The organism is Bradyrhizobium genomosp. III, assembly GCF_000261705.1.
In the GTDB taxonomy this organism is placed as follows: Bacteria; Pseudomonadota; Alphaproteobacteria; order Rhizobiales; family Xanthobacteraceae; genus Bradyrhizobium; species Bradyrhizobium ottawaense.
In genome coordinates this window covers 1-20,698 of record NZ_AJQF01000170.1, presented here as the reverse complement: position 1 = coordinate 20,698, position 20,698 = coordinate 1, and the positions used below count along the sequence as shown (strand labels likewise).

Annotated in this window: 17 protein-coding genes and 1 tRNA gene; 9 read left to right on the top strand and 9 right to left on the bottom strand. The window is 63.7% G+C overall.

Translation table 11 applies throughout. The annotated features are described in order from the left end of the window. Nucleotides 1-404: 404 nt before the first annotated feature. From dapA to IC66_RS46235, 3 genes are all read left to right on the top strand, one after another. Nucleotides 405-1,313, top strand: coding sequence for a 4-hydroxy-tetrahydrodipicolinate synthase (dapA, locus tag IC66_RS0114875; protein WP_028140501.1), 909 nt, complete (start codon nt 405-407; stop codon nt 1,311-1,313). 166 nt (nt 1,314-1,479) lie between these two features. Then, complete coding sequence (locus IC66_RS47705; RefSeq protein ID WP_165637427.1) at nt 1,480-1,626, top strand: hypothetical protein; 147 nt, start codon at nt 1,480-1,482, stop codon at nt 1,624-1,626. A 133-nt stretch (nt 1,627-1,759) separates the two neighbouring features. Beyond that, nucleotides 1,760-1,924 carry a hypothetical protein gene (locus IC66_RS46235; protein WP_131233054.1) on the top strand — a complete coding sequence of 55 codons (165 nt, stop codon included), beginning with the start codon at nt 1,760-1,762 and terminating at the stop codon, nt 1,922-1,924. A 78-nt stretch (nt 1,925-2,002) separates the two neighbouring features. Here the strand turns inward: IC66_RS46235 and IC66_RS0114860 are convergent, their stop codons facing one another. Further along, nucleotides 2,003-2,680 (bottom strand): ParA family protein, encoded by a 678-nt coding sequence (locus IC66_RS0114860; RefSeq protein ID WP_038948136.1) that lies wholly within the window; start codon nt 2,678-2,680, stop codon nt 2,003-2,005. Nucleotides 2,681-3,063: 383 nt separating this feature from the next. Then, nucleotides 3,064-3,408 (bottom strand): hypothetical protein, encoded by a 345-nt coding sequence (locus IC66_RS0114855; RefSeq protein WP_038948135.1) that lies wholly within the window; start codon nt 3,406-3,408, stop codon nt 3,064-3,066. A gap of 430 nt (nt 3,409-3,838) precedes the next feature. Between IC66_RS0114855 and IC66_RS0114850 the strand changes: the two genes are divergently transcribed. Both IC66_RS0114850 and IC66_RS0114845 read left to right on the top strand, forming a co-directional pair. Beyond that, nucleotides 3,839-5,005: a CaiB/BaiF CoA transferase family protein gene (locus tag IC66_RS0114850; RefSeq protein WP_038948133.1), complete on the top strand. Its 1,167-nt coding sequence runs from the start codon at nt 3,839-3,841 to the stop codon at nt 5,003-5,005. A 2-nt stretch (nt 5,006-5,007) separates the two neighbouring features. Next, complete coding sequence (locus tag IC66_RS0114845; RefSeq protein WP_038948132.1) at nt 5,008-5,928, top strand: HpcH/HpaI aldolase/citrate lyase family protein; 921 nt, start codon at nt 5,008-5,010, stop codon at nt 5,926-5,928. Between the two features lie 48 nt (nt 5,929-5,976). Here the strand turns inward: IC66_RS0114845 and IC66_RS0114840 are convergent, their stop codons facing one another. Beyond that, complete coding sequence (locus IC66_RS0114840) at nt 5,977-7,116, bottom strand: helix-turn-helix transcriptional regulator (RefSeq protein ID WP_038948131.1); 1,140 nt, start codon at nt 7,114-7,116, stop codon at nt 5,977-5,979. A gap of 303 nt (nt 7,117-7,419) precedes the next feature. On the opposite strand from IC66_RS0114840, the gene IC66_RS0114830 reads away from it, so the two are divergent. Then, entirely contained in the window at nt 7,420-8,358 is a 939-nt protein-coding gene (locus IC66_RS0114830) for an AEC family transporter (protein WP_038948130.1), read from the top strand. 84 nt (nt 8,359-8,442) lie between these two features. Further along, entirely contained in the window at nt 8,443-8,847 is a 405-nt protein-coding gene (locus IC66_RS0114825; protein WP_028140507.1) for a nuclear transport factor 2 family protein, read from the top strand. A 35-nt stretch (nt 8,848-8,882) separates the two neighbouring features. Here IC66_RS0114825 and tenA read toward each other — a convergent pair whose 3' ends face one another. Continuing rightward, nucleotides 8,883-9,566, bottom strand: coding sequence for a thiaminase II (gene tenA, locus IC66_RS0114820; RefSeq protein ID WP_038948129.1), 684 nt, complete (start codon nt 9,564-9,566; stop codon nt 8,883-8,885). Between the two features lie 79 nt (nt 9,567-9,645). Between tenA and IC66_RS0114815 the strand changes: the two genes are divergently transcribed. Then, on the top strand, nt 9,646-10,611 hold the full coding sequence (locus IC66_RS0114815; protein ID WP_157158056.1) for a hypothetical protein: 966 nt from the start codon (nt 9,646-9,648) through the stop codon (nt 10,609-10,611). Between the two features lie 284 nt (nt 10,612-10,895). On the opposite strand, the gene IC66_RS43390 is transcribed toward IC66_RS0114815, so the two are convergent. The 3 genes from IC66_RS43390 to IC66_RS0114795 form a co-directional block, all read right to left on the bottom strand. Then, nucleotides 10,896-12,158: a helix-turn-helix domain-containing protein gene (locus IC66_RS43390; protein WP_083859293.1), complete on the bottom strand. Its 1,263-nt coding sequence runs from the start codon at nt 12,156-12,158 to the stop codon at nt 10,896-10,898. 255 nt (nt 12,159-12,413) lie between these two features. Further along, nucleotides 12,414-12,490 (bottom strand) — tRNA-His (locus tag IC66_RS0114800). Between the two features lie 195 nt (nt 12,491-12,685). Then, entirely contained in the window at nt 12,686-13,120 is a 435-nt protein-coding gene (locus IC66_RS0114795) for a phasin (RefSeq protein WP_028140510.1), read from the bottom strand. A gap of 584 nt (nt 13,121-13,704) precedes the next feature. Between IC66_RS0114795 and IC66_RS0114790 the strand changes: the two genes are divergently transcribed. Continuing rightward, nucleotides 13,705-17,103 carry a PAS domain-containing sensor histidine kinase gene (locus tag IC66_RS0114790; RefSeq protein WP_038948127.1) on the top strand — a complete coding sequence of 1,133 codons (3,399 nt, stop codon included), beginning with the start codon at nt 13,705-13,707 and terminating at the stop codon, nt 17,101-17,103. Between the two features lie 77 nt (nt 17,104-17,180). Here the strand turns inward: IC66_RS0114790 and IC66_RS0114785 are convergent, their stop codons facing one another. Both IC66_RS0114785 and IC66_RS0114780 read right to left on the bottom strand, forming a co-directional pair. Then, nucleotides 17,181-19,154 (bottom strand): methyl-accepting chemotaxis protein, encoded by a 1,974-nt coding sequence (locus IC66_RS0114785; protein ID WP_038948126.1) that lies wholly within the window; start codon nt 19,152-19,154, stop codon nt 17,181-17,183. Nucleotides 19,155-19,401: 247 nt separating this feature from the next. After that, nucleotides 19,402-20,574 carry a thiolase family protein gene (locus tag IC66_RS0114780; protein ID WP_028140513.1) on the bottom strand — a complete coding sequence of 391 codons (1,173 nt, stop codon included), beginning with the start codon at nt 20,572-20,574 and terminating at the stop codon, nt 19,402-19,404. Nucleotides 20,575-20,698 lie beyond the last annotated feature (124 nt).

Here is a 20,698-nt window from a genome sequence, read left to right as displayed (position 1 = left end):
CATACTGCTTGCACGCTGAGCCTTCGCGTTGCGCATTTGTCCCCCTCCTCCAGTGGCGCGGGAGTTCAGTAATCCCTCTTGGAAGGTGATTGTGTCGGCCTCACGTGGCCAATACCTTAAGCCGGGCTCATTCGAGCCCGGCTTTTTTTCGGTCAAATCGGCTTTCGCCTTCCGCGTGTATTGACAGTTCCAGGCATACCCCGCATCATTTGCAGATGATCACGAAGTCGTGCGCAATCTCGTCGAAGGCGATCGCCTCGAAAAAAGGCCCCCATTTGGGGACCTCGGAGTTTTGCGCGCGCTAGACCGGCTTCGTCATCGCTGCAATCCCGAAAACCCCGCCGCCTGGACGGGGTTTTTTCATGTGCCCTCCGTCTCAGGTTTCCCGAGAAGGAGATGGAAACATGACCGGACTTGAAGATCATTTGCACGGGCTGTGGCTGCCGCTGGTGACGCCGTTTCAGGGCGGCGCGCTCGACGAGCGATCGCTGCGGCGGCTGACGCGACATTACAGCGCGCAAGGCATCGACGGCTTCATCCTGGGGGCGACCTCCGGTGAAGGCATGACGTTGCGCGAGGCCGAACTCGAACGTCTCGTCGCCATCGTGCGCGACGAGATGGCGGCGGGCCGGCGCACCTTGCCGATCTGCCTCGGACTGTCAGGCGCGGACACCGCGCGGCTGAAGGACCGTCTCGACGAGACCGCGGACTGGCCGATCGACGGTTATCTGATCGCAAGCCCTTACTATGTGCGCCCCTCGCAGCGCGGCCTCTTGGCGCATTTCGAGACGCTCGCCGATCACGCCGCCTGGCCGATTGCGCTCTACAACATTCCCTATCGCACCTCGGTGAACATCACCAACCAGACCATGCTGCGGCTCGCCGAGCATCCGAACATCGTAGGCTTGAAGGATTGCGGCGCGAGCCGCGAGCAATCGATCGCGCTGCTGCGCGACCGTCCGAAGGATTTTCGTGTGCTCACCGGCGAGGACGCCAACTATTTCGAGGCGCTCGTCGACGGCGCCGACGGCGGCATCGTGCTGTCCGCCCATGTCGAGACCGCGACCTTTGCGGCGGTGTATGCGGAAGCGAAGCGCGGCAACCACGACGCGGCTCTGGCGCGCTGGCACGAGGTCGCCGATCTGACGCAGCTGCTGTTCACCGAGCCGAGCCCGGCGCCGGCAAAGTATTGGCTGTGGCGGTGCGGCCTGATCGACAGCCCCGAAGTACGCCTGCCGATGGTGGAAGTGAGCAGCGAGCTCGCCGCCGCGATCGATCGCGAGATCGAGCGACGGACGAAGGTCGCGGCGTAGTATCGTTTACCCTCCCCTGGAGGGCCCCTCCAGGGGAGGGTAAGAGCGCCGCCCGTGGTTAACATCACCCCAACGGCCTTCGCGCCCGCCGCATGGCGCATCCACCGCTCGTTTACCCATCCGTCCCTATCGTTGCTCTCCAGGAACTTCCAGAGGGGGAATGACCATGGGACATCGCACCCGGCCTACGGCCGCGAGCCAATACGCGCCGGCCGATCTTTTGCAGGGAATTCTCGTCGTTTCGTCGTTCGGGTTCTGGGCAGTGATGCTCGGCCTGATGCCGGTGCTGCTGTATCGGATCTGGCTCGCCTGAAGGCGGCACGTCGCGCGGATGGTTAAGCGGCCGTCACAAATGCGCTCAAAATGCGCAGCGGTTTGCAAGCCGGAATCTTAAAACATCCCGCGTATCGTTCACGCCCATAAGCGAAGAAATCGCGGGGGCGTTTATGAATAGTCATAATGAGATGGCGTCGTATTTCGGCGCCGGACAGGAGAAGCTGTCCACCGAGCAGAGCTTTACCACCGAGGACATTCTCTGGGCCGCCGGCATCTGGTCGGTGATCCTGACCATGTCGCCGGTCATCGTGTTCTACATGCTGATGGTGGCGTAGCCGCTTCAAGCAGTTTCCGAAAACGCAAAACGCGCGGACGTTCCCGCGCGTTTTTCGTCCGGGGAATGATTTAAAGAATTAAGCAGCCTGCTTGTGCATTGCGCCGGACGCCGACGCCGTGCCGCGAATGGCCTTGACTGAACGCTCGATCGCCGCCCACAGCCTTGCGATTTCCTGAGCCGCACGGCTCTCGGCCTGATATTCCCGCGCGCCCTCGCCGTGGCTCAGCGCCATCAGCAGGTCCGAACGGTTGGTGATCTGGCCGCCCCACACCGGAGCCCGGAATTTGGCCAGCGCTTCGCGGGCGATGGTGACGATCGGGCTTTCGGCTTCGTCGCGCTTGGCCGGTGCACCGTTGAGCACGACCGCATAGGGCTTGCGCGCGGCGCGGCACATCTGGATGGTTTCCTGCACCGCGTTGACGTCGAACACGCCGGGACGCGCCGGAATGACCACCATCGTCGCATTTTTGATCGCGTCGTCGACCACGGCCGAGAGGTTCGGCGGCGTGTCGATCAACACCCATTCATAACCGTCGCGCCTGGCAGCGGAGACGATGCCGCTGACGGAGTTCACGGCCGCCTTGATCGGCGGTTCGTTGGTGCCACGCAGCTTGTGCCACAGCGTGAGCGAGCCCTGCGGGTCCGCGTCCACGAGCATGACCTGCTTGCTCGCCTTGATCTGCGCGGCGAGATGCGCGGCTAGGGTACTCTTGCCCGAGCCGCCTTTACGCGATGCAAAAACAATAACGTTCATACCTTCGGCCTCCAGATTGACCCCAGGCCGCGAAAATGAATCACCGCGCTGATTCGTGAAAGAAAAATTTATCGGGGGTTGCGTTACGGCCACGAAATAACAAGGCGTGTTGGCTTTTGAGTCACACTGCGTCGCAGGACGAGAGACCAACTGCAGCGAAACGCCGCCCGCGCGAGCATCTGTGCGTTCTTTGAGCAGCCGAGCGGGACCAGGCGGAATGCAACCCTCCCGCGCAAACCCTTATCCGGCTCTTTTCCATCGCGGGTTCGTAATTGCCGCAGGCATCAGCGCGGCCTGCGCGAACAAAAGGAGTCCGCTCGCTGGCGCGGAGCTGATGCCGGGCATGACGAAGGTTTCAGACAAGGAACGCGGCTGTCCCGCGCTCAGCTGTCGCTGGTCTTTTTCTTCTTCGCCGCCGGCTTGGTGCTCTTCTTCGCGGTTTTGGGCGCGATGTTGGTCGGCTTGCCGGCGCGGGCCTCGCCCGGCTCGGGTCCGGGCCGGAAGAACACCCGGCATTGCGGCGAGAGCTGCGCCTTCTTCTTGATCATGCAGGCGGTGATGGCATCGACGTTCGGAACGAACTCGCCGCACAGCCGCATCGCATCCGGCGTGCAGGCCTGCTGCTCCTCCGGGGTATAGGCGAAGCCCGCACCGGGCTGGATGAGCACGGCCAGGGCCATCCCGAGGGTTGCAGCAGCCAAGGATGTCTTGAAGCGAAACGCCGGCATCGATCCCCCCAACATGTCGAGTCGGAGGGAATAGTGGGTGAACGACGGTTCGTTGGCAACCGAGGGGGGATGCGAAAGGTCGGACCTGTGCGGTCTTGGCAACAGAGCGGTCAGACTTCCGCCTCGCTGTCGCCGGGCGACCCGCGGTCATCCGGAAAGCGTTTGAGACGCGGAGCTCTCCACGACCACATGGGGACGCGGGGAATGACAGGGAGCCACAGACCCCTCAAACAAAAAACGCGAAAACAACCCCATGCACAGTAGCCAAGTCGCGGCAATCGTTACGCATTTTCACGCCTTAGGATTTAACGAAACCACGTTTGACTTGTCGGGCAAAACAGGGGCATCATGTCAGCATCAAGAAGATGCGCGTGGGTGGTCGGCTGGTCTCCTGCGCTGGTCGAAAAGCGCACATGAGGAGAACGATCGCATGACGGGGAATGAAGCGGATCTGCCGCTGTCCGGCGTCACGGTGGTCTCGCTCGAGCAGGCGATCGCAGCGCCACTGGCCAGCCGGCACCTGGCGGACTGGGGCGCGCGGGTGATCAAGATCGAGCGGCCGGGCACTGGGGATTTCTGCCGGGACTACGACCACGTGATGAACGGCATGTCGAGCCAGTTCGTCTGGACCAACCGCTCCAAGGAAAGCCTCGCCATCGACATCAAGAACGAGGACGGCCGCAAGGTGCTCGACGCCTTGCTGCCGCAGGCCGACGTGTTCATCCAGAATCTCGCGCCCGGCGCTGCCGAGCGGCTCGGCCTCGATGCAGAATCGCTCTTGCGCAAACATCCGCGCATCATCGCCTGCGACGTCTCGGGCTATGGCACTGGCGGCCCCTACAGCGACAAGAAGGCCTATGATCTGCTGGTCCAGTGCGAGGCCGGGGTTCTCGCCATCAACGGCACCGAGGCGGAGCCGGCCAAGGTCGGGCTGTCGGTGGTCGACATCGCCACCGGCATGTACATCCTCAACGGCGTGCTGATGGCGCTGTATCGCCGCGAGCGGACCGGCAAGGGCACCGCCTTCCAGGCCTCGTTGTTCGACTCCATCACGGACTGGATGAGCTATCCCGCCTTCTACACCCAGAGCACCGGCCGGCCGTTGCCGCGAACCGGCGCGAAGCATGCGACGATCGCGCCCTACGGCCCGTTCCGGGTGGGCGACGGCAACACCATCTTCTTCGGCATCCAGAACGACCGGGAATGGCGATCGCTGTGCCGCATCGTGCTCGGCGACGCCGGCTTCGCCGACGACCTGCGCTTCCGCACCAATCCGCTGCGCATGCAGAACCGCGACGATCTGCAGGCGCATATCGAGCAGCGCTTTGCCGCCATGACCAGCGAGGAGGTGCTGCGCCTGCTGGATGAGGCCGCGATCGCCAACGCGCATCTGAATTCGGTCGAGGCTTTCCTCGCGCATGAGCAGCTCCACACACGCAGCCGCGTGCAAAGCGTCGGCTCGCCATGCGGGCCGGTGATGAGCTTCCTGCCCGCGCTCACCATTCCAGGCGTCGAGCCGCGGATGGATCCGGTGCCGGATGTGGGACAGCACAATCAAGCCATCCTCAGCGAGCTTGGTCTGGCGAAGGACATTTGACGATGGCACAACGGCCAACACGGGCCTACCTCGCCGTCCCCGCGCATCGCTCCCGTCTTGTCGCCAAGGCAGCGGCCTCGGCTGCGGACGCGGTCTTCATGGATCTCGAGGACGCGGTGCCGCCATGGGAGAAGAGCTTTGCGCTGGAGGAAGCCGTCCGCTCCCTCTCCTCGCTCGACTGGGGCACCAAGCGCGTCACGGTGCGGGTCAACGCCGTCGACAGCCGCTTCATCGCGCAGGAAATCCGCGCGTTGGCGGCGCTTCCCCGGCTGGATGCGGTGATCGTGCCGAAGGCGGAGCGCGCCGGCGACATCGTTGCGATCGCCGATCAGCTGCGCGCCGCCGCGCCGGATCGCGCTTCGCCGGTCGCGCTGGAATTGCTGATCGAGACGGCGCTCGGCCTCGTCAATGTCGATGCGCTCGCCGCGTGCCACGACAGCGTCGCCGCGCTGCATCTCGGCGTCGGCGATTTCGCGGCTTCGATCGGCGCCCGCTCCTCCGACATCGGCGTGTCGCCGGATGGCTACCGCCATGTCGGATCGGCGCAAAGCGGCTATGCCTCTGCCCCGCTCGACCTGTTTGCCTACCCGATGATGCGCCTTCTGGTCGCCGCCCGCGCGTGCGGCCTTCACGCCATCGACGGCCCCTGCGGCGCGTTCCGCGATGCCAGGCTCACCGAAAGCGCTGCGCAAAAGGCCGCGGCGATGGGTTTTGACGGCAAGCAGGTCATCCACCCCGACCAGATCGAACCGACGCTGCGCGCGTTCATGCCGTCGGAGCAGGAGCTGGCCCAGGCGCGGCGGATCGTCGAAGCGATGGAGCAGGCGGAGGCGCAAGGCCAGGGCGCGGTGACTCTCGACGGCAAGATGATCGACTACGCCAATGTGCGGATGGCGCGCCGGATCATCGCCCTGGGGTCGTAGCGGCGCTTACGAGCCGCTCCCGACGCTGATCCTTCAAAGGCCGGTGATTCAAGGCCCTCGCAACACGAGCCGGCCGAGCAGCGCCGCGAGCTCGCTTTGCCTGGATATGCCGAGCTTCTGAAATACGCGCTTCAGCACATTGCGCGCCGTGTCTTCGGCAATCCCGAGCCGGCCCGCAGCTTGTTTCGGCGGAACGCCCGAGCCCACCAGCGAGGCGATCCTGGCCTCCCCGAGCGTCAAGCCCAGGATGTCCCGCACGATGGCGGGATCCGGAGGCTCGGCAGATTTCTGCTCGATCGCGAGCACGATTGCTCGCGTGCGGGTCAGAAAATGGCCGTCTGAAATTGCGCCGGCGGTGATCGGGAGCAGGTAGATGACGAAACGCCTGCCTGTTGCGCTCGACTCGACGAGAATGGGTCTCGGCTCGGCCAGCAGATCGCGCGCCTCGGCGCGAAGCGTTTGCGTCATGGCGGCCTCGAACGGCGCCCGGCTCGCCACCATGCGAACACGCAGACGATCGTTCACGAGGTCGAACACCTCGCCGAGAAGGCTCTCCCCCACCGGATTGGCGAACAGCACACGCGCCGACGAGTCCAGCGCGAACACGCCGATGCCGATCCGCGCGAGGGCGTCGCCGAGGCCCAGATTGGCCAGTTCGGTATCAAGCAGCCTGATCGACAGCCGCAACGATTTCTCGGCATGGCGCCCGAGCGTCGCTATCAGGTCCAGCTCGGCGTCGGAGAACTGCGGCCTGGCGAAGGCTCGCTGCACGCTGAGAGCCACGATGATCCGGGGGTCGGGTGACACCCCGATCGATCCGAACCAGCCCAAACCGTGCCTTGCAAGGAATTCCCTGCTGAACGGATGGTTGAGGTAGGCGTCGTCGATCGGGCCGATGTGTCGATCGGTAAAGGGCTCGCCGCTGACGTAAAGGCCGGCCGAGATGCAACGTTCGGCCTTGAAATCGTGCTGCGCCCAACGCGTCCCATAGTCGGTGAGCGCCGGCGCGAGACTCTCGGAGGCGATGGCTCCGAAGGCCCCGTCGTCCCTTCGCCATTGCAGGATCGCGCCGGCGTCATCGAAGCAGCCTGCGATCTTGCCAAGAGCGGATGGCCAGAGTGATGGGCTCGCTGCTGTATCGTAGATCGCTTCGACGGCAGCGAGGAGACGGTCGGCGGCAAGGGGCATGGGATCCAAATCGATCAGAGAATGCATTCAGGTTACACGAGATTGCCTTCAAGCAATTGCCGTCCGGCCGCTTTCCCGGGACTTCTACCGGATTTCCACGTGAGAGATCGGTTACGGGGGCGGTGCACAAATTGTCTTTGGTCAGCCTTGCGGCTAACGTGCGGTGCGGGAGTTTTTGTGGACTATCACCGTCATCAAGCACTGCTCCCGTCATCAGGGGCGGTGACGCTGGAAGGCAAGATGATCGACTATGCCAATGGGCGGATCGCGCGCGGGATCATCGAGCTGGGGTCGTAGCGGCGCATGGCTACGCTCTTGATCGTCGCGCCGGTGTTCGCGCTGATCGCGGCCGGCTATGCCGCGGTGCTGTTTCGCTTCGTCTCCGAGGCCGCGCACAAGGGCATCAGCGAATTCGCCTTCAGCATCGCGATCCCAGCGCTGCTGTTCCGCACCATCGTCGTGTCGGAATTCCCCGATGTCAGCCCCTACAGGATGTGGGGCGCCTATTACGGCGCGCTCGCGCTCACCTGGATCGCGGCGCTCGCGATCTCCGCGCTGCTCCGCGCGCGGCGGGAAGATCGCGAGGACGGCGTCGTGTTCGCGATCGGCTCGGTCTACGGCAACATCGTGATGCTCGGCATTCCCCTGACGCTCTCGGCGCTGGGTAATGAGGCCGCCGGACCGATGGCACTGATCCTGTCGGTGAACACGCCGCTGCTCTGGCTCTGCGGCATCCTGCAGATGGAGCTGGTCAACCGCAAGCGGACCGGCTCGGCCCTGTCGGTGATCTGGCCGGTGCTCACGGACCTCGCCCGCAACCCGCTGATGCTGGCGATCGGCTTTGGCGTGGTCTGGCGTTTTACCAGCCTCGGCCTCACCCCGGTCGTCGACCGCACCATCGAGCTGCTCGCGCAGGCGGGCTCGCCGACGGCGCTGATCGCCCTCGGCATCAACCTGTTCCGCTTCGAGGTGAAGGGCGAGAAGCTGAGCATCTTGGTGATGTGCGCGCTCAAGCTGGCGGCGATGCCGGCGGCCGCGTTCGTGCTGGCAAAGCTGCTCGACCTGCCGCCGCTGGCCGCCGGTGTCGTCGTGCTGTTCGCGGCAATGCCGACCGGCGCGAATGCGTACATCTTCGCGGTGCAGTATCAGCGGCTGGTGAACCCGGTGTCGGGGGCGGTGGCGCTGGGCACGCTGCTGGCGGCGGCGACGCTGCCGGTGGTGGTGTGGGTGGTGGCGCGCTGAGCACGCGCAGCATCGTCTCGAAGATTTTGCCTTTACACGCGAAGGTCGCTAGGCTGCCCTGATACGTGTTGCAGGGAGGGTGACATGGCACAGCGCGAAGACATGCTCGCATTGATCAGGACCGCCTACGCCGCGCGCGGCGACGGCGACGTCGAAGGCCTGGTGGCGGCTTTTCATCCCGACGGCCACTTCACCTTGATGGGCGACAAGGGTGCGCTCGAACTGACGGGACGCATGGAGGGGCACCCGACCCTGCGCGGGGCTTTCACTCAGTTCACTGCCACCTTCGGCTTCGAAAGCCGCGAGATCCTGGCTGAGCTGGTCGACGGGGATCGCGTTGCAGTCCATTCCCGGGTTCTCGTTCGATACAATCCGAGCGGAAAGACTTTCAGCACCGAGATCCTGGACCTGTTCAGATTTCAGGATGGCAAGATCGCCGAGCTGATCGAGTTTGCGGACACGGCGCAGATCAAGGCGATGATTGCGTGAGGCGGGATGCAGCTCCGTAGGAGTTTCGCGCACTGTCACCGTAACTCGGCAACACGCTGGCCCTCGCGCCAGGCCATCTCCCAGAAGTCTGCCTCGAGCCGGGTGGCTTCCTTGAAGATCGCAGTCAGCTCGGCCTCGCGGGCCGGCGTGGCGTAGAGATCGGCGAGATGGTCGAGGTGCGCACGGGCTTTGGCAGCGACCTCCTGGTACGGCACGCCGGCGTACTCCGCGATCCAGACGCGATAGGCGTTCGTCGCAGCGTCCGCATGGGGTCGCGAGGCGAGCCGCGTTGCGATCTCGGCGTACCCGATCACGCAGGGGGCAAGCGCCACCTTGAGTGCCAGCAGATCGCCGCGCATTCCAGCGTCGAGCACGTAGCGTGTATAGGCCAGCATCTCGGCCGCCGGAGGGGCCTGTTCAAGATCGGCCGGGGATAGGCCCCATTCGGCACAGAGCTTCACATGCAGGTTCATCTCGACATCGAGGATGGCCGACAGGCCGGCCGCCGCTTCACGCATGTCGGCAAGCCGCGGCGACTTGTAGACCGCGAGCGCGTAGGCGCGCGCAAACTCGATGAGGAACAGGTAATCCTGAACGAGGTAGTGACGAAACGCAGCTTCAGAGAGCGAGCCGTCCGCCAATCCGTTCGTGAAGGGATGCTCGGTGTAAGCCCGCCACTCAACGGATGCTTCTGTCTTGAGACGCTCGAAGAAGGTCACGATGGTTTTTGCCTGGTTTGCTGGTCCTTGAACGCCTTTGGTTCGCTACCGATGGCGCATTGCGAACCGAGGAGCTACGGTGACGGGGCATAAATTGGCTTTGAGCAGTGTTGCCTTTATACTCTATCATTTTTTGCAACTGAAAAGAGGATTGAAGATGACCGTTGGATTGGCGCGTCGTTTTGGTGACCGCATGCTTATCGCTACGGACACAATGATCCACGATGAAGCTGCAGCAAAGCGCAACCTGATTCCTGGGAGAGCGAAGGCTATTGTCCTATGCGAAGATGTCTCGGTCGCTTATGCAGGGACGGTGGGACATGCGTTGCCCGCCATCCAGGAAGCGGCCGAAATTGCGCGTGACGGCCGTCGCATCGAAGACGTGATCAGGCCCTTGAGAAACGCCAGCAATGAGAGCGCAACCAGGGGCGAAGAATTTCGAACAGAGTTTCTCGTCGCCTCCCACCGCAGCAGAGTCGGCATGTTCAAGATTTGGAAAGACGGCTTGATCACAGAGAACGACGACCGTCTATGGATAGGTCAGCCCGACATTGTTACCGCAATTGAGAACATTGAGGCTGATACCCCGACAACTCTCGCGCACGGCATCACCATCCCATTCATTACACCTGAAGAGCTCCGGTTCACTCATGCAATCAACCAAATTGCGATGCAGCCGGCCCTTTTCTTGAGTCGTCGTGTAGGCGGCTTTATGATTACGGTTCTCGCGTCGCCGTTCGGGCATACTTACCAACATGTACTAGGAGCGACGTTGCTCCAGGACATGAAATTCGACGAAGCTATGTGCGAGGAACAGCAAGCCGAACAGCAAACTGGAATAAACCACTATACCTACCAAATCCTAGCGAATTTTTGGAGAGGTGCACCAGTCGTTGCAGCGTATCTCGAGCAACCGAAACTTGGATTTCTATATCAGCCGTTGGAATGGAACGGCGTTGAGACATTCAAAGAAACGACGGCTGAAGAGCTTTTAGGCCGTCTCCGGGAAGTAGCAACTGCGATGGGCGCCGTTGAACGGATCTAGAACCACAAGCGACTGTCACCATAATTCCAACTATTTGTTCGCAGTCGTGAAAGGCGAAAGGCCCACGGGGACTTGTGATCGAACCGCATCGGCGAATTCGTGCCAATGCCGCTTTTGTTCGTTCCACCAACCTTCACCCGATCGAGGAGAAGTAGTTGGAAGGATAAAAATCTGTGTTCTGCGATGGGATTTCTGGCGTCCCAATCAAGGTGACAATGCTGGACTGTCGCGGTAACTCCCACGCGAAACAAGACCAGCGTCGTGGTCGTGCCCCTAGTAAGGGACTAACACCGCCAACCGTGTTCGCGAAAAAAGGCCGTTGATCGCAATACCGACAGAGGGGATGTTTCGCGTCGCCTTTCTATGTCGACCGCGCTCTGTTTCTGTCTTGCTTCCAACTCCCGCGCCTGACGCTCCGCTTCGGCCGCATCCCGTTTGATGGCAAGTGTGAAAAGATCATCACCATTGTGCGTCGGTCTACGATTTTTGAGAAACTTGGGTTTCGGCGGCTGATTTGCCAAACTTGGGAACACCAATACCCTCGCGGACGGCACCACGTCCTTTTTGGGCTCAATCAAGCCGGGAACGATCTTCGGGCTGTTAGCTGCACCAACCGATTGGGTGGCACCGCTCGCCACTCCGCTACTACCGATGGTCTTTTCGCTTGAACCGCTCGATATCTCTCTGAACCGCTTGGCTGCAACATTGGCCGGCATCAACGATGCTCGTGCGAGATCATCCGACTTCGCAAATTGCAGGACGACATTTGCCGGAAAAACGAACTCGCGAGCAAAACGATCCGCTTCATACTCTCGCGCTGTATGCCGTCCAAGCGCTCGCCCTGCTTTAGCAAGCCGAAAAAACGCATGTGTCTCGTCGCGATGAAGTACCCAGTGTGCGAATTCGTGCAACAAGGCATATCGACTGCTGGTATTACCCCGATTTGCTGTCGAATACATTCGTTCAGAAGTGACGATAGTCCTCGACTTTGCGTTCCGCTGATCGGAGTACGTTTCCATTTGTCCACGGAAACTCGTATCGGGTTCCACGACGAGCGAGGACTCGGGATCGACGAGTGCGAGAAAGGTCTCAACTATCTCGACGATATCGATCTCGACCTTTCCGTGAGGATTGAAGGCCGCACGAAACAAAGCAGCTCGCTCGCAAATCTCGTCCTCCGTGTATGACGGCTTGGAAGGCTGTGCGATCAATGTCCGCAAGCTTTCCAATTGCGCAACTGGCATGGAATAGACTGACGCTGCGATTTCGCCGGCAAGCTGCAGGCGGAAGCTTTTCGTCCTTGCAGTCTGACGGCCGGCACTCTGATGAGCAGCCTCTTGAAGCTCGGCCGCCTCCTGCGATGACAGACCAAGCCAGCTTGCAAAGGCCTCAACAAAGCCATCGGGAATTGGCCGTTGCCCCCGCTCAATCAGCGAAATGTATGACGGCGACCATCTGGTATTCCGGGCTTGGTCATGCAGCTTCACGCCGTAGCGGCTGCGAATCTCTCGGCACTTGCGTCCCAGTGGGATAACCGCGTTGACCATGACGACTCACCATGTGGTAGTCACAAGGCTGACATGGTCATCATGTAGTGGCAAGAACTTCTGTAAAAATTTTTGACAGGGCAAGAATGGCTCGCGCTTACGCGCACACCGGACGTCGTTGCCCAATGGACCGCGTCGCAACGATTTGCAGTCTCTCGTAAAATGCTTGGAAAGGCCTTCGCACCGGCAAGACCAATGCGGACGATGCGCCCGAAAGTGGTCGCGATGAATCTGAATTTCGATCATCCAAATCGCTGGTACAGTTGGGTGGGCTCGAACCACCGACCTCCTGTTCCACAGACAGGCGCTCTAACCAACTGAGCTACAACTGCATCCTGGCGAGCCGCGCCTTGGGACGCCCTGAAAAGGGCCGGTCACCGAGGGGGCTGGACGGGGCGGAAACTAGGTGCAACGGGCGTTTTTGGCAAGGCCGCAAGACCCCCAAATCGTCCCCTAAGCGACGTTATTTCCAAAGAAAAACCCGGGCCTTTCGGCCCGAGTTTCTCAATTCAAACCGGCCGGCCAGATCAGGCGGCGGGCTTGTAGAACTTCGAGGCGCTGGCCTTGATCGGCTCGGCGGTCTCGGCGGCGACGCGCTGGGTGAGCTCGACCAGCTCCTTGGCCTGGGACTGGAGGGTCTCGAGCTGGGTGCGGGTGTGGCCGGTCCACAGCTCCAGCGCTTCCGCCGGCGACTTCAGGCCGAACAGCTGCTGTGCGAAGTCCAGCTGGGCGCTGGTGTTGGCCTTCATGAACTCCACCAGCTTGGCGGTGTATTCGCTCGCGCCCTTGCTGGCCGAGGTGAACACGGCCTCGACGGTGCCGTTGTGGCTCTCGGCCACGTCCTTGAACTTGGCGTAGTTTTCGCGGGCCTGCGACACGCCCTTTTCGGCGAACGCACGCATCTGCTCGGGGACCTCGAACGGAATGATCGAGGCAGAAAACGGATCAGTCGCACCTGTCATGGTTGTCCCTCACGCTAATTGAAAAAAATGGAGTGAGCCTTCTGGCGCGCCCGCCGGCCCCCGGTCTGGGCCGTCACACATTGAGCGGGTACGAAAGACTGGAAACGCGAAACAAAGAGATGGCTCGCCCAGCGCCCAGCATTATGGCTGCCTATCGTGTCAACATTGTGCAGCGCAATGCGCCAACAGGGTGCGCTGCGAAATTTAATCTAGGTTAGGATGAGGTTCCGGTATGAGGGAACCGGGGGTTGAGGTGGGGTGGGTCGGGCTAGCCCGCTGTCATTCCGGGGCGCGACGAAGTCGCGAGCCCGGAATCCATTCCGCCACCGTCTCTGCGGCCCGATGGATTCCGGGTTCGCGCTGAGCGCGCCCCGGAATGACGGCGGAGAGCGCCTCGCCCCGAATCCCTTGGATGAACCGGGCGGCGGCTTGCGGGTTCGGGCTGATTAAGGTTATCGCGGCTTAGGGCCGCCGCCGGGGACCGGGGCCGTGGACCTGCCCGCGGGCGCGGGCGATACTAACCCTTTCTTAAGGCTGTCATTCCCGGCAGCCGCCAGCTTCAAGCGTGAGACACAGCCGGTCGGATGACGAGTTCGGATTTCCAGTTGCGAGGTGTGGGCGATCCCCGGCTGGCCGTGCATGCGACCTCGCAGCTAGCGACATGGCTGTGGTCGATCGACGGGACGCGCGTGCTGTGGGCCAATCCGGTCGGCGCAAAGCTGTTCGGCGCGGCGAACGGCGCGGCGCTTGCGGACAAAATGTTCGGCCCGGCCGACCCCCATCGCCGCCAGGTTGCCCGGCTTGCCCGGCAGCTGCCCGCGAATGGCGCTGTGCGGCTCGAACGTCTGCGCGGCTTCGGCGCCCGGTTCGGCACGCTGATGACCTGCGCCTGCGCCCGGCTCGACTTTGCCGATGGCGGACACGCGGTGCTCGTCACCGCGATGGACCCGACCTTGCGCGCCATGCCGCTGGTCGAGCGGCTGCATCGCCTGGTCGAAGGCGTGAAAATGCCGATGGCGGCGTTCGCGCCCGACGGCCTGTTCGTCGGCGCCAGCGAGGCCGCCCGCTCTCTGCTCGGCTTCCGCGATCTCGGCGAGGCCGGCCTCGAACAGGCGCGCAACGATGCGCTGCGCGAGGGCCGCGTCGAAACGCCGATCGGCATCGGCCAGATGGTGCTGCAACGGGTCGGCCTAGGGGCCGATGTCGGCCTGATCGCGCTGATCGAGCCGGCCAGGCAAGCTGCGCCCGCGGCGGCCGTGCCCGAGAGCACGGCGGAAACCGCAAACGAGACGCCGGCTGAATCTGTGCAGCAGGCCGCGGCCATGCCGTGCGAGCCGCCACCGTCGCAGGACGGATCGGCCGGGATCTCGTTGTTCGATGCGTTCGCCGAGCCGATCGAGACCGAAGAGCCTGTTCGAGAGCCAGTTCGCGAAACGCCGGACCGGAGCGCCGACATCGCGCCAAAGACTCCGGTTGAAAACCCGCATCAAGCCATTGTGTCGCCGCAGGCTGCGCCGATCACATCAGCCATGGTTGAGCCGCCGTCGGACCAGGAATCGTCTGGCCGGGATTCGTCGGGCCAAGAGCCGCCCGCACCGCGTCAGCATCCGCTGCGCTTCCTCTGGCAGATGGATGCAGAGGGCCGCTTTGTGCTTCTCTCCGACGAATTCATCCGCCTGATCGGCGCGCGCACCGCCGCCGGCTTCGGCCGCCTTTGGCGCGAGATCGCCGAGCAATTCTCGCTCGATCCTGATGGCCGCGTCGCAGAGGCGCTTGCAAGCCACGACACCTGGGCCGGGATCACAGTGAACTGGCCGGCTGACGGCGGCGAGCATCTGCCGGTCGAGCTCGCGGGCCTGCCGGTCTACGACCAGTCGCGCAACTTTGCCGGCTTCAAGGGCTTTGGCGTCTGCCGCGATCTCGACGGCCTCAACCGCCTGGAAGCACTCAGGCGCTTCGAGACGGTGACCGAACCGCCGGCGCAGCACGGCCCGTCTGCCGAACTGGTCGCGCCCGAGGCCGAGCCGCTCGCGGAGGCGCCGCCTCCGCCGATCGAGCCGCCCGCAGCCGAGCCCGAGCCAACACCCGAACCTGAACTGCTAGAGCCCACCAGCGACGCGAATTCACATCCAACCGATCCGGACATTTCAGTGGAAACGCCAGTCGAAACCCCTCCGAATGTCGTGCCGTTCCGCCCGCACGGCGACGTCAGATCACTCAGTGATCAGAGATCGCCGACGCTGACGCCGGTCGAGAACAGCGCGTTCAATGAGCTCGCCCGGCAATTGTCCGAGCGCCTCGAACGCGAGCGCGAGACGATCGCGGCAGAAGCTTCCGAGCCTGTGGCGGAGACCACCATAGAGCCGCCGGCGCCGGAGCCCGAACCGCCCCACGCGCCGGCCGAATGGCTGACCGAGCCCGCGCCGCCGGCGCGCGGCGCCAGCGCGCGCGACCGCACCCTGCTCGACCTGTTGCCGACGGGGATCCTGATCTACCGGCTCGACCGCCTGCTCTACGCCAACCCCGCCTTCCTCGCGCGCATGGGCTATGCCGGCATCAACGCGCTGGAGAATGCCGGCGGGCTCGATGCGCTCTATGTCGAGCCCGGCGTGTCCTCGGCCAGCAGCACCTCGCAAGCCGGCACGCCTGTCACGATCAGCGCGACGCTCGCGAACGGCGAAGCACCGCTTGCGACCACCGAGGCGCATCTGCACACGATCGATTGGGACGGCGAGAGCGCACATGCGCTCATCTGCGCGCTGCCGCAGGCGGCGCCCAGCGTCGCGGCGCCCGTGATCGCACAGACGATCGTCACTGAATCTGTTGTCGCCGAATCCTTCCCCTACGCGCCCGAGCTGGACTCCGCGGCCGGCGATGCCGATGCCGAGGATCTCGCCGCGATCCTCGACACCACCGCCGAGGGCATCGTCATGTTCGATGCCGAAGGCAACATCCACGCCTGCAACCGCAGCGCCGAAGCGCTGTTCGGCTATGACGGCGCCGACCTGCTCGAGCAGAATCTGGCGACGCTGTTCGCGCCGGAGAGCCGCCAGATCGTCACCGACTATCTCGAAAGCCTCAAGAGCCAGGACATTTCGAGCCTGCTCGACCACGGCCGCGAGGTGCTCGGACGCGAGAAGAAGGGCGGCGTCATTCCGCTCGCGATGATCATGGGCCGCACGCGGCCGGACGGCCCGAACTTCTTCGCCGTGTTCCGCGATCTCTCGCAGAGCAAGAAGGGCGAGAGCGAGCTGACACAGGCGCGCCACCTCGTCCACAGCGCGGCCAACGCCAAGGCCGACATGCTGGCGCGGATCAGCCACGAGATCCGCACGCCGCTTAACGCCATCATCGGCTTTGCCGAGGTGATGATCTCCGAACGCTTCGGCACGCTCGGCAACGAGCGCTACGGCGAGTACATGAAGGACATCCGCGCCTCCGGCGAGCGCGTCATCGCGATCATCGACGACCTCCTGGAGCTGTCGCGGATCGAGACCGGCAAGCTCGATCTCAACTTCGCCAACCTCAGCCTCAACGACCTCGTCGAAGCCTGCGTGACCGTGATGCAGCCGCAGGCCAATCGCGAGCGCATCATCATCCGCACCTCGCTCGCGCATGCGCTGCCGCAGGTCACGGCGGACGCGCGCGCGATGCGGCAGATCACCATGAATCTGATCTCGAACTCGATCCGGCTCGCCAGCGCCGGCGGCCAGGTCATCGTCTCCACCGCGCTGTCCGACCGCGGCGAGATTTGCTTGCGCATCCGCGATACCGGCCATGGCCTGTCCGAGCGCGAAGTCGCCGCCGCGATGGAGCCGTTCCGCACCCCGCCGCCCGGGGACGCCGCAGACAATTCGGCGCTAAGCCTGTCGCTGACCAAGGCCCTGGTCGAGGCCAACCGCGCCCGCTTCAACATCAAGAGCGCGGGGAATTCCGGCACGCTGATCGAAGTGGTGTTCGCACCGGTGGTGGCGGGGGCGTAGGCGCCGCCACAGGTGTCATGCCCGGGCTTGTCCCGGCCACGACGATGTGGAAGCATCGACGCGCTAGAACTCAGACATCACGCCGCGCGCACGGTGTCCAAGAACCTGCTCACCTCGATCTTCAGCCGGCTGCTGTCGTTCGACAGCGACTGCGCCGCGGACAGCACCTGCGAGGAGGCCGAGCCCGTCTCGGTCGCGCCCTGGCGCACGCTGCTGATGTTGGCGCTCACCTGCGTGGTGCCGGCGGCCGCGTTCTGGACGTTGCGCGAGATCTCGCCGGTCGCGGCGCCCTGCTCTTCCACGGCGGCAGCGATGGTGGAGGAGATCTCGGACAGCCGCTCGATGGTGCCGCCGATGGTCTTGATGGCGCCGACCGAATCCTCCGTCGCAACCTGGATGCTGGAAATCTGCTGACCAATGTCGCCGGTGGCCTTCGCGGTCTGCTCGGCCAGCGCCTTCACTTCCGAGGCGACCACCGCAAAGCCGCGCCCGGCTTCGCCGGCACGCGCGGCCTCGATGGTGGCGTTCAGCGCCAGCAAATTGGTCTGACCCGCGATGGCGCTGATGAGCTCGACCACGTCGCCGATGCGCGCAGCCGCCTTCGACAATTCGCTGACGCGGTCGTTGGTCTGCCCGGCCTGGCTGACGGCTTCGCCGGCCATGCGCGCGGAGGCCTGCACCTGGCGGCTGATCTCGTGGACGGAGGCGGTCAGCTCCTCCGCCGCGGAGGCCACCGACTGCACGTTGGTCGCGGCCTCTTCGGAGGCCGCCTCGACCAGCGTGGCAAGCTCGGTCGAGCGGCTGGCGGTGGTGGTCAGCGAGGTCGCCGACGCCTCGAGCTCGTTGGCGGCAGACGACACGGTCTCGACGATCTCGCCGATCGCGCCTTCGAAATCGTCGGCCATCCTGATCATGTCGGCGCGGCGGCGCTCGGCGGCAAGCTTGTCCTGCCTGATCTTCTCTTCCGCCTCTTCCTGCGCCTTCCGCTCGGCATTGACCTTGAACGTCTCGACGGCCTGCGCGATCTCGCCGATCTCGTCGGGACGGCCGAGCCCGGGCAGCACGATGGCGAAATTGCCGTTGGCGAGCTCGATCATCGCCGCGCGCATGGCTGACAGCGGCTTGGAAACCGAGCGGCCGATGAAGATGCCGAGGCCGAGCACGCCGGATGCGATCAGCGCGATCGCAACGCCGATCCACCATTGGATGCTGTCGCGCTGGGCATCGTTCAGCCGGTCGGCTTCGGCGCGGATCTGGTCGACCGCTTGCGACACCTGCTCGATGACGGGCTCGACCGCGGAGAAGGCCTCCGACATCGCCTTGAGTTCGATTCCCAGAGCCAGCGCGGTCTCCGTCCAGGCGAAGAAGTCACGCTGGTAATCGGCGAGCTTCTGGCGCAACTCGGCCTTCGCATCGCCGGGAATGGAGGGCTCGTCGAGGCCCGTCACAAACTCGGCCGCGCGCTTCTTCATGTCGTCGCCGTATCTGGCGTCGCGACGCAGCATGAAGTCCTTCTCGTGCCTTCGCATCATCAGCATGGTCACCTTGAGCGACGGATTCCGGAGCTCGCCGACCTTGGTCTCGATGTCGTGGACCGAGGCCCGCAAGCGGCCTTCGAGACCGGACTTTTCATCGAGCCCGAGCCGCTGTCTCTGCTCGACCACCGCGGCGAAACGGGTCTGATAGGTCTTCAGCGATGCGGTCATCGCGTCGATCCTCGCGACCAGCTCGGGCTTGCCGAGCCCTGAAATCCTGGCGCGAAGCTTCTCGATATCGAGCGAGACCTGCTGGCTGATCTCGGCCTGGCGCTGCGCCTTGGCCGGTTCGTTGCGCAAGAGGAAGTCCTTCTCGGCGCGGCGTCCCTCGAGCAGCTCGACGGCGATCCTGTTGTTCAGCTCGAAGATGGTGCGCGCCTTCTCGGCGGCGTCGCGATAGAACGCCATCGCGTTCTCGCCGTAGAGATGGATGCCGCCGATCAGGACGACACCGATGACGCCAATGACGCCGATCGCGGTGATCTTGTGGGTGAGCCGAAGGGAGAGAAATCGCATCTTGGCTTCAAAAATCGGTTGTGGCTGATGCGAGTATGAAACGTCAGGGCGAGGAAACTACCGTTAATTTACCGGCACGTATGAATACGTACTTGTGCACGATACCCGTCATACGAGAGGTAACGGACTCCCCACGCCAGGTTTCTACTGGCATGTTATGCACGGTGAGATACACAGGCGCGGACAAAAAAACACGGCGCTCGTGGCGCCGTGCTGTCCTGTCTTCAAACGACGGTGGCGGTCCGGATCAGCTGTAGATCTCGAACAGGCCGGCGCCGCCCTGGCCGCCGCCGATGCACATCGTCACCACGCCCCACTTGGCCTTGCGGCGCGCGCCTTCCTGCAGCAGGTGGCCCGTGAGGCGGGCGCCGGTCATGCCGAAGGGATGGCCGATCGCGATCGAGCCGCCGTTGACGTTGTATTTGGCGGGATCGATGCCGAGCTGGTCGCGGCAGTACAGGCACTGGCTGGCGAAGGCTTCGTTGAGCTCCCACAGGTCGATGTCGTCGACCTTCAGGCCGGTGCGCTTGAGCAGCTTCGGAATTGCGAACACCGGGCCGATGCCCATTTCGTCGGGCTCGCAGCCCGCGGTCGCCCAGGCGACGAAGCGGCCGAGCGGCTTCAGGCCGCGCTTCTCGGCGTCCTTGGCTTCCATCAGCACCACGGCGGCGGCGCCGTCCGAGAGCTGGCTGGCATTGCCGGCGGTGACGAACTTGCCGGGACCCTTCACCGGCTCGAGCTTGGCGAGGCCTTCCATCGTGGTCTCGGGCCGGTTGCACTCGTCGCGATCGACGACATAGTCGACGATGCTCTCCGCCTTGGTCGCCTTGTCGACGACCTTCATCTTGGTCTTCATCGGGACGATCTCGTCCTTGTACTTGCCCGCCTGCTGCGACGCCGCCATGCGGCGCTGCGATTCCAGCGAGAACTCGTCCTGATATTCGCGGCTGAGCTTGTAGCGCTCGGCGACGATGTCGGCGGTGTCGATCATCGCCATGAAGATATCGGGCGCGACCTTGAGCAATTCAGGATCGATCGATTCCTTCGGGGTGCCGCCGCCCGGCATCGAGATGCTCTCGACCCCGCCGGCGACGATGCAGTCGGCGCCGTCCGAGCGGATCGAGTTGGCGGCCATCGCGATCGTCTGCAGTCCCGAGGAGCAGAACCGGTTCACCGAGACGCCGGCGGTGGTCTTCGGCAGGCCGGCGAGCAGCGCGGCCTGGCGGCCGATGTTGGGCGCGCCATGGGCGCAATTGCCGAGATAGCAGTCCTCGACATAATCCTTGTCGACGCCGGCGCGCTTCACCGCATGCTGGATGGCGTGGGCCGCGAGCGACATCGGCGGCGTGATGTTGAACCCGCCGCGGCCGGATTTTGCGAGGCCCGTGCGCGCATAGGAAACGATGACGGCTTCACGCATTGTTTTCTCCCTTGTCGAGCGATTTTGAACGGAGCGCTCTTTGAACGAGTTGTCCTGGCGCCATTGGTACACAAAGTTTGGCAGGCGCGGAAATCGGGATAGGGGGAAGCCTCGCGGCTCCGCC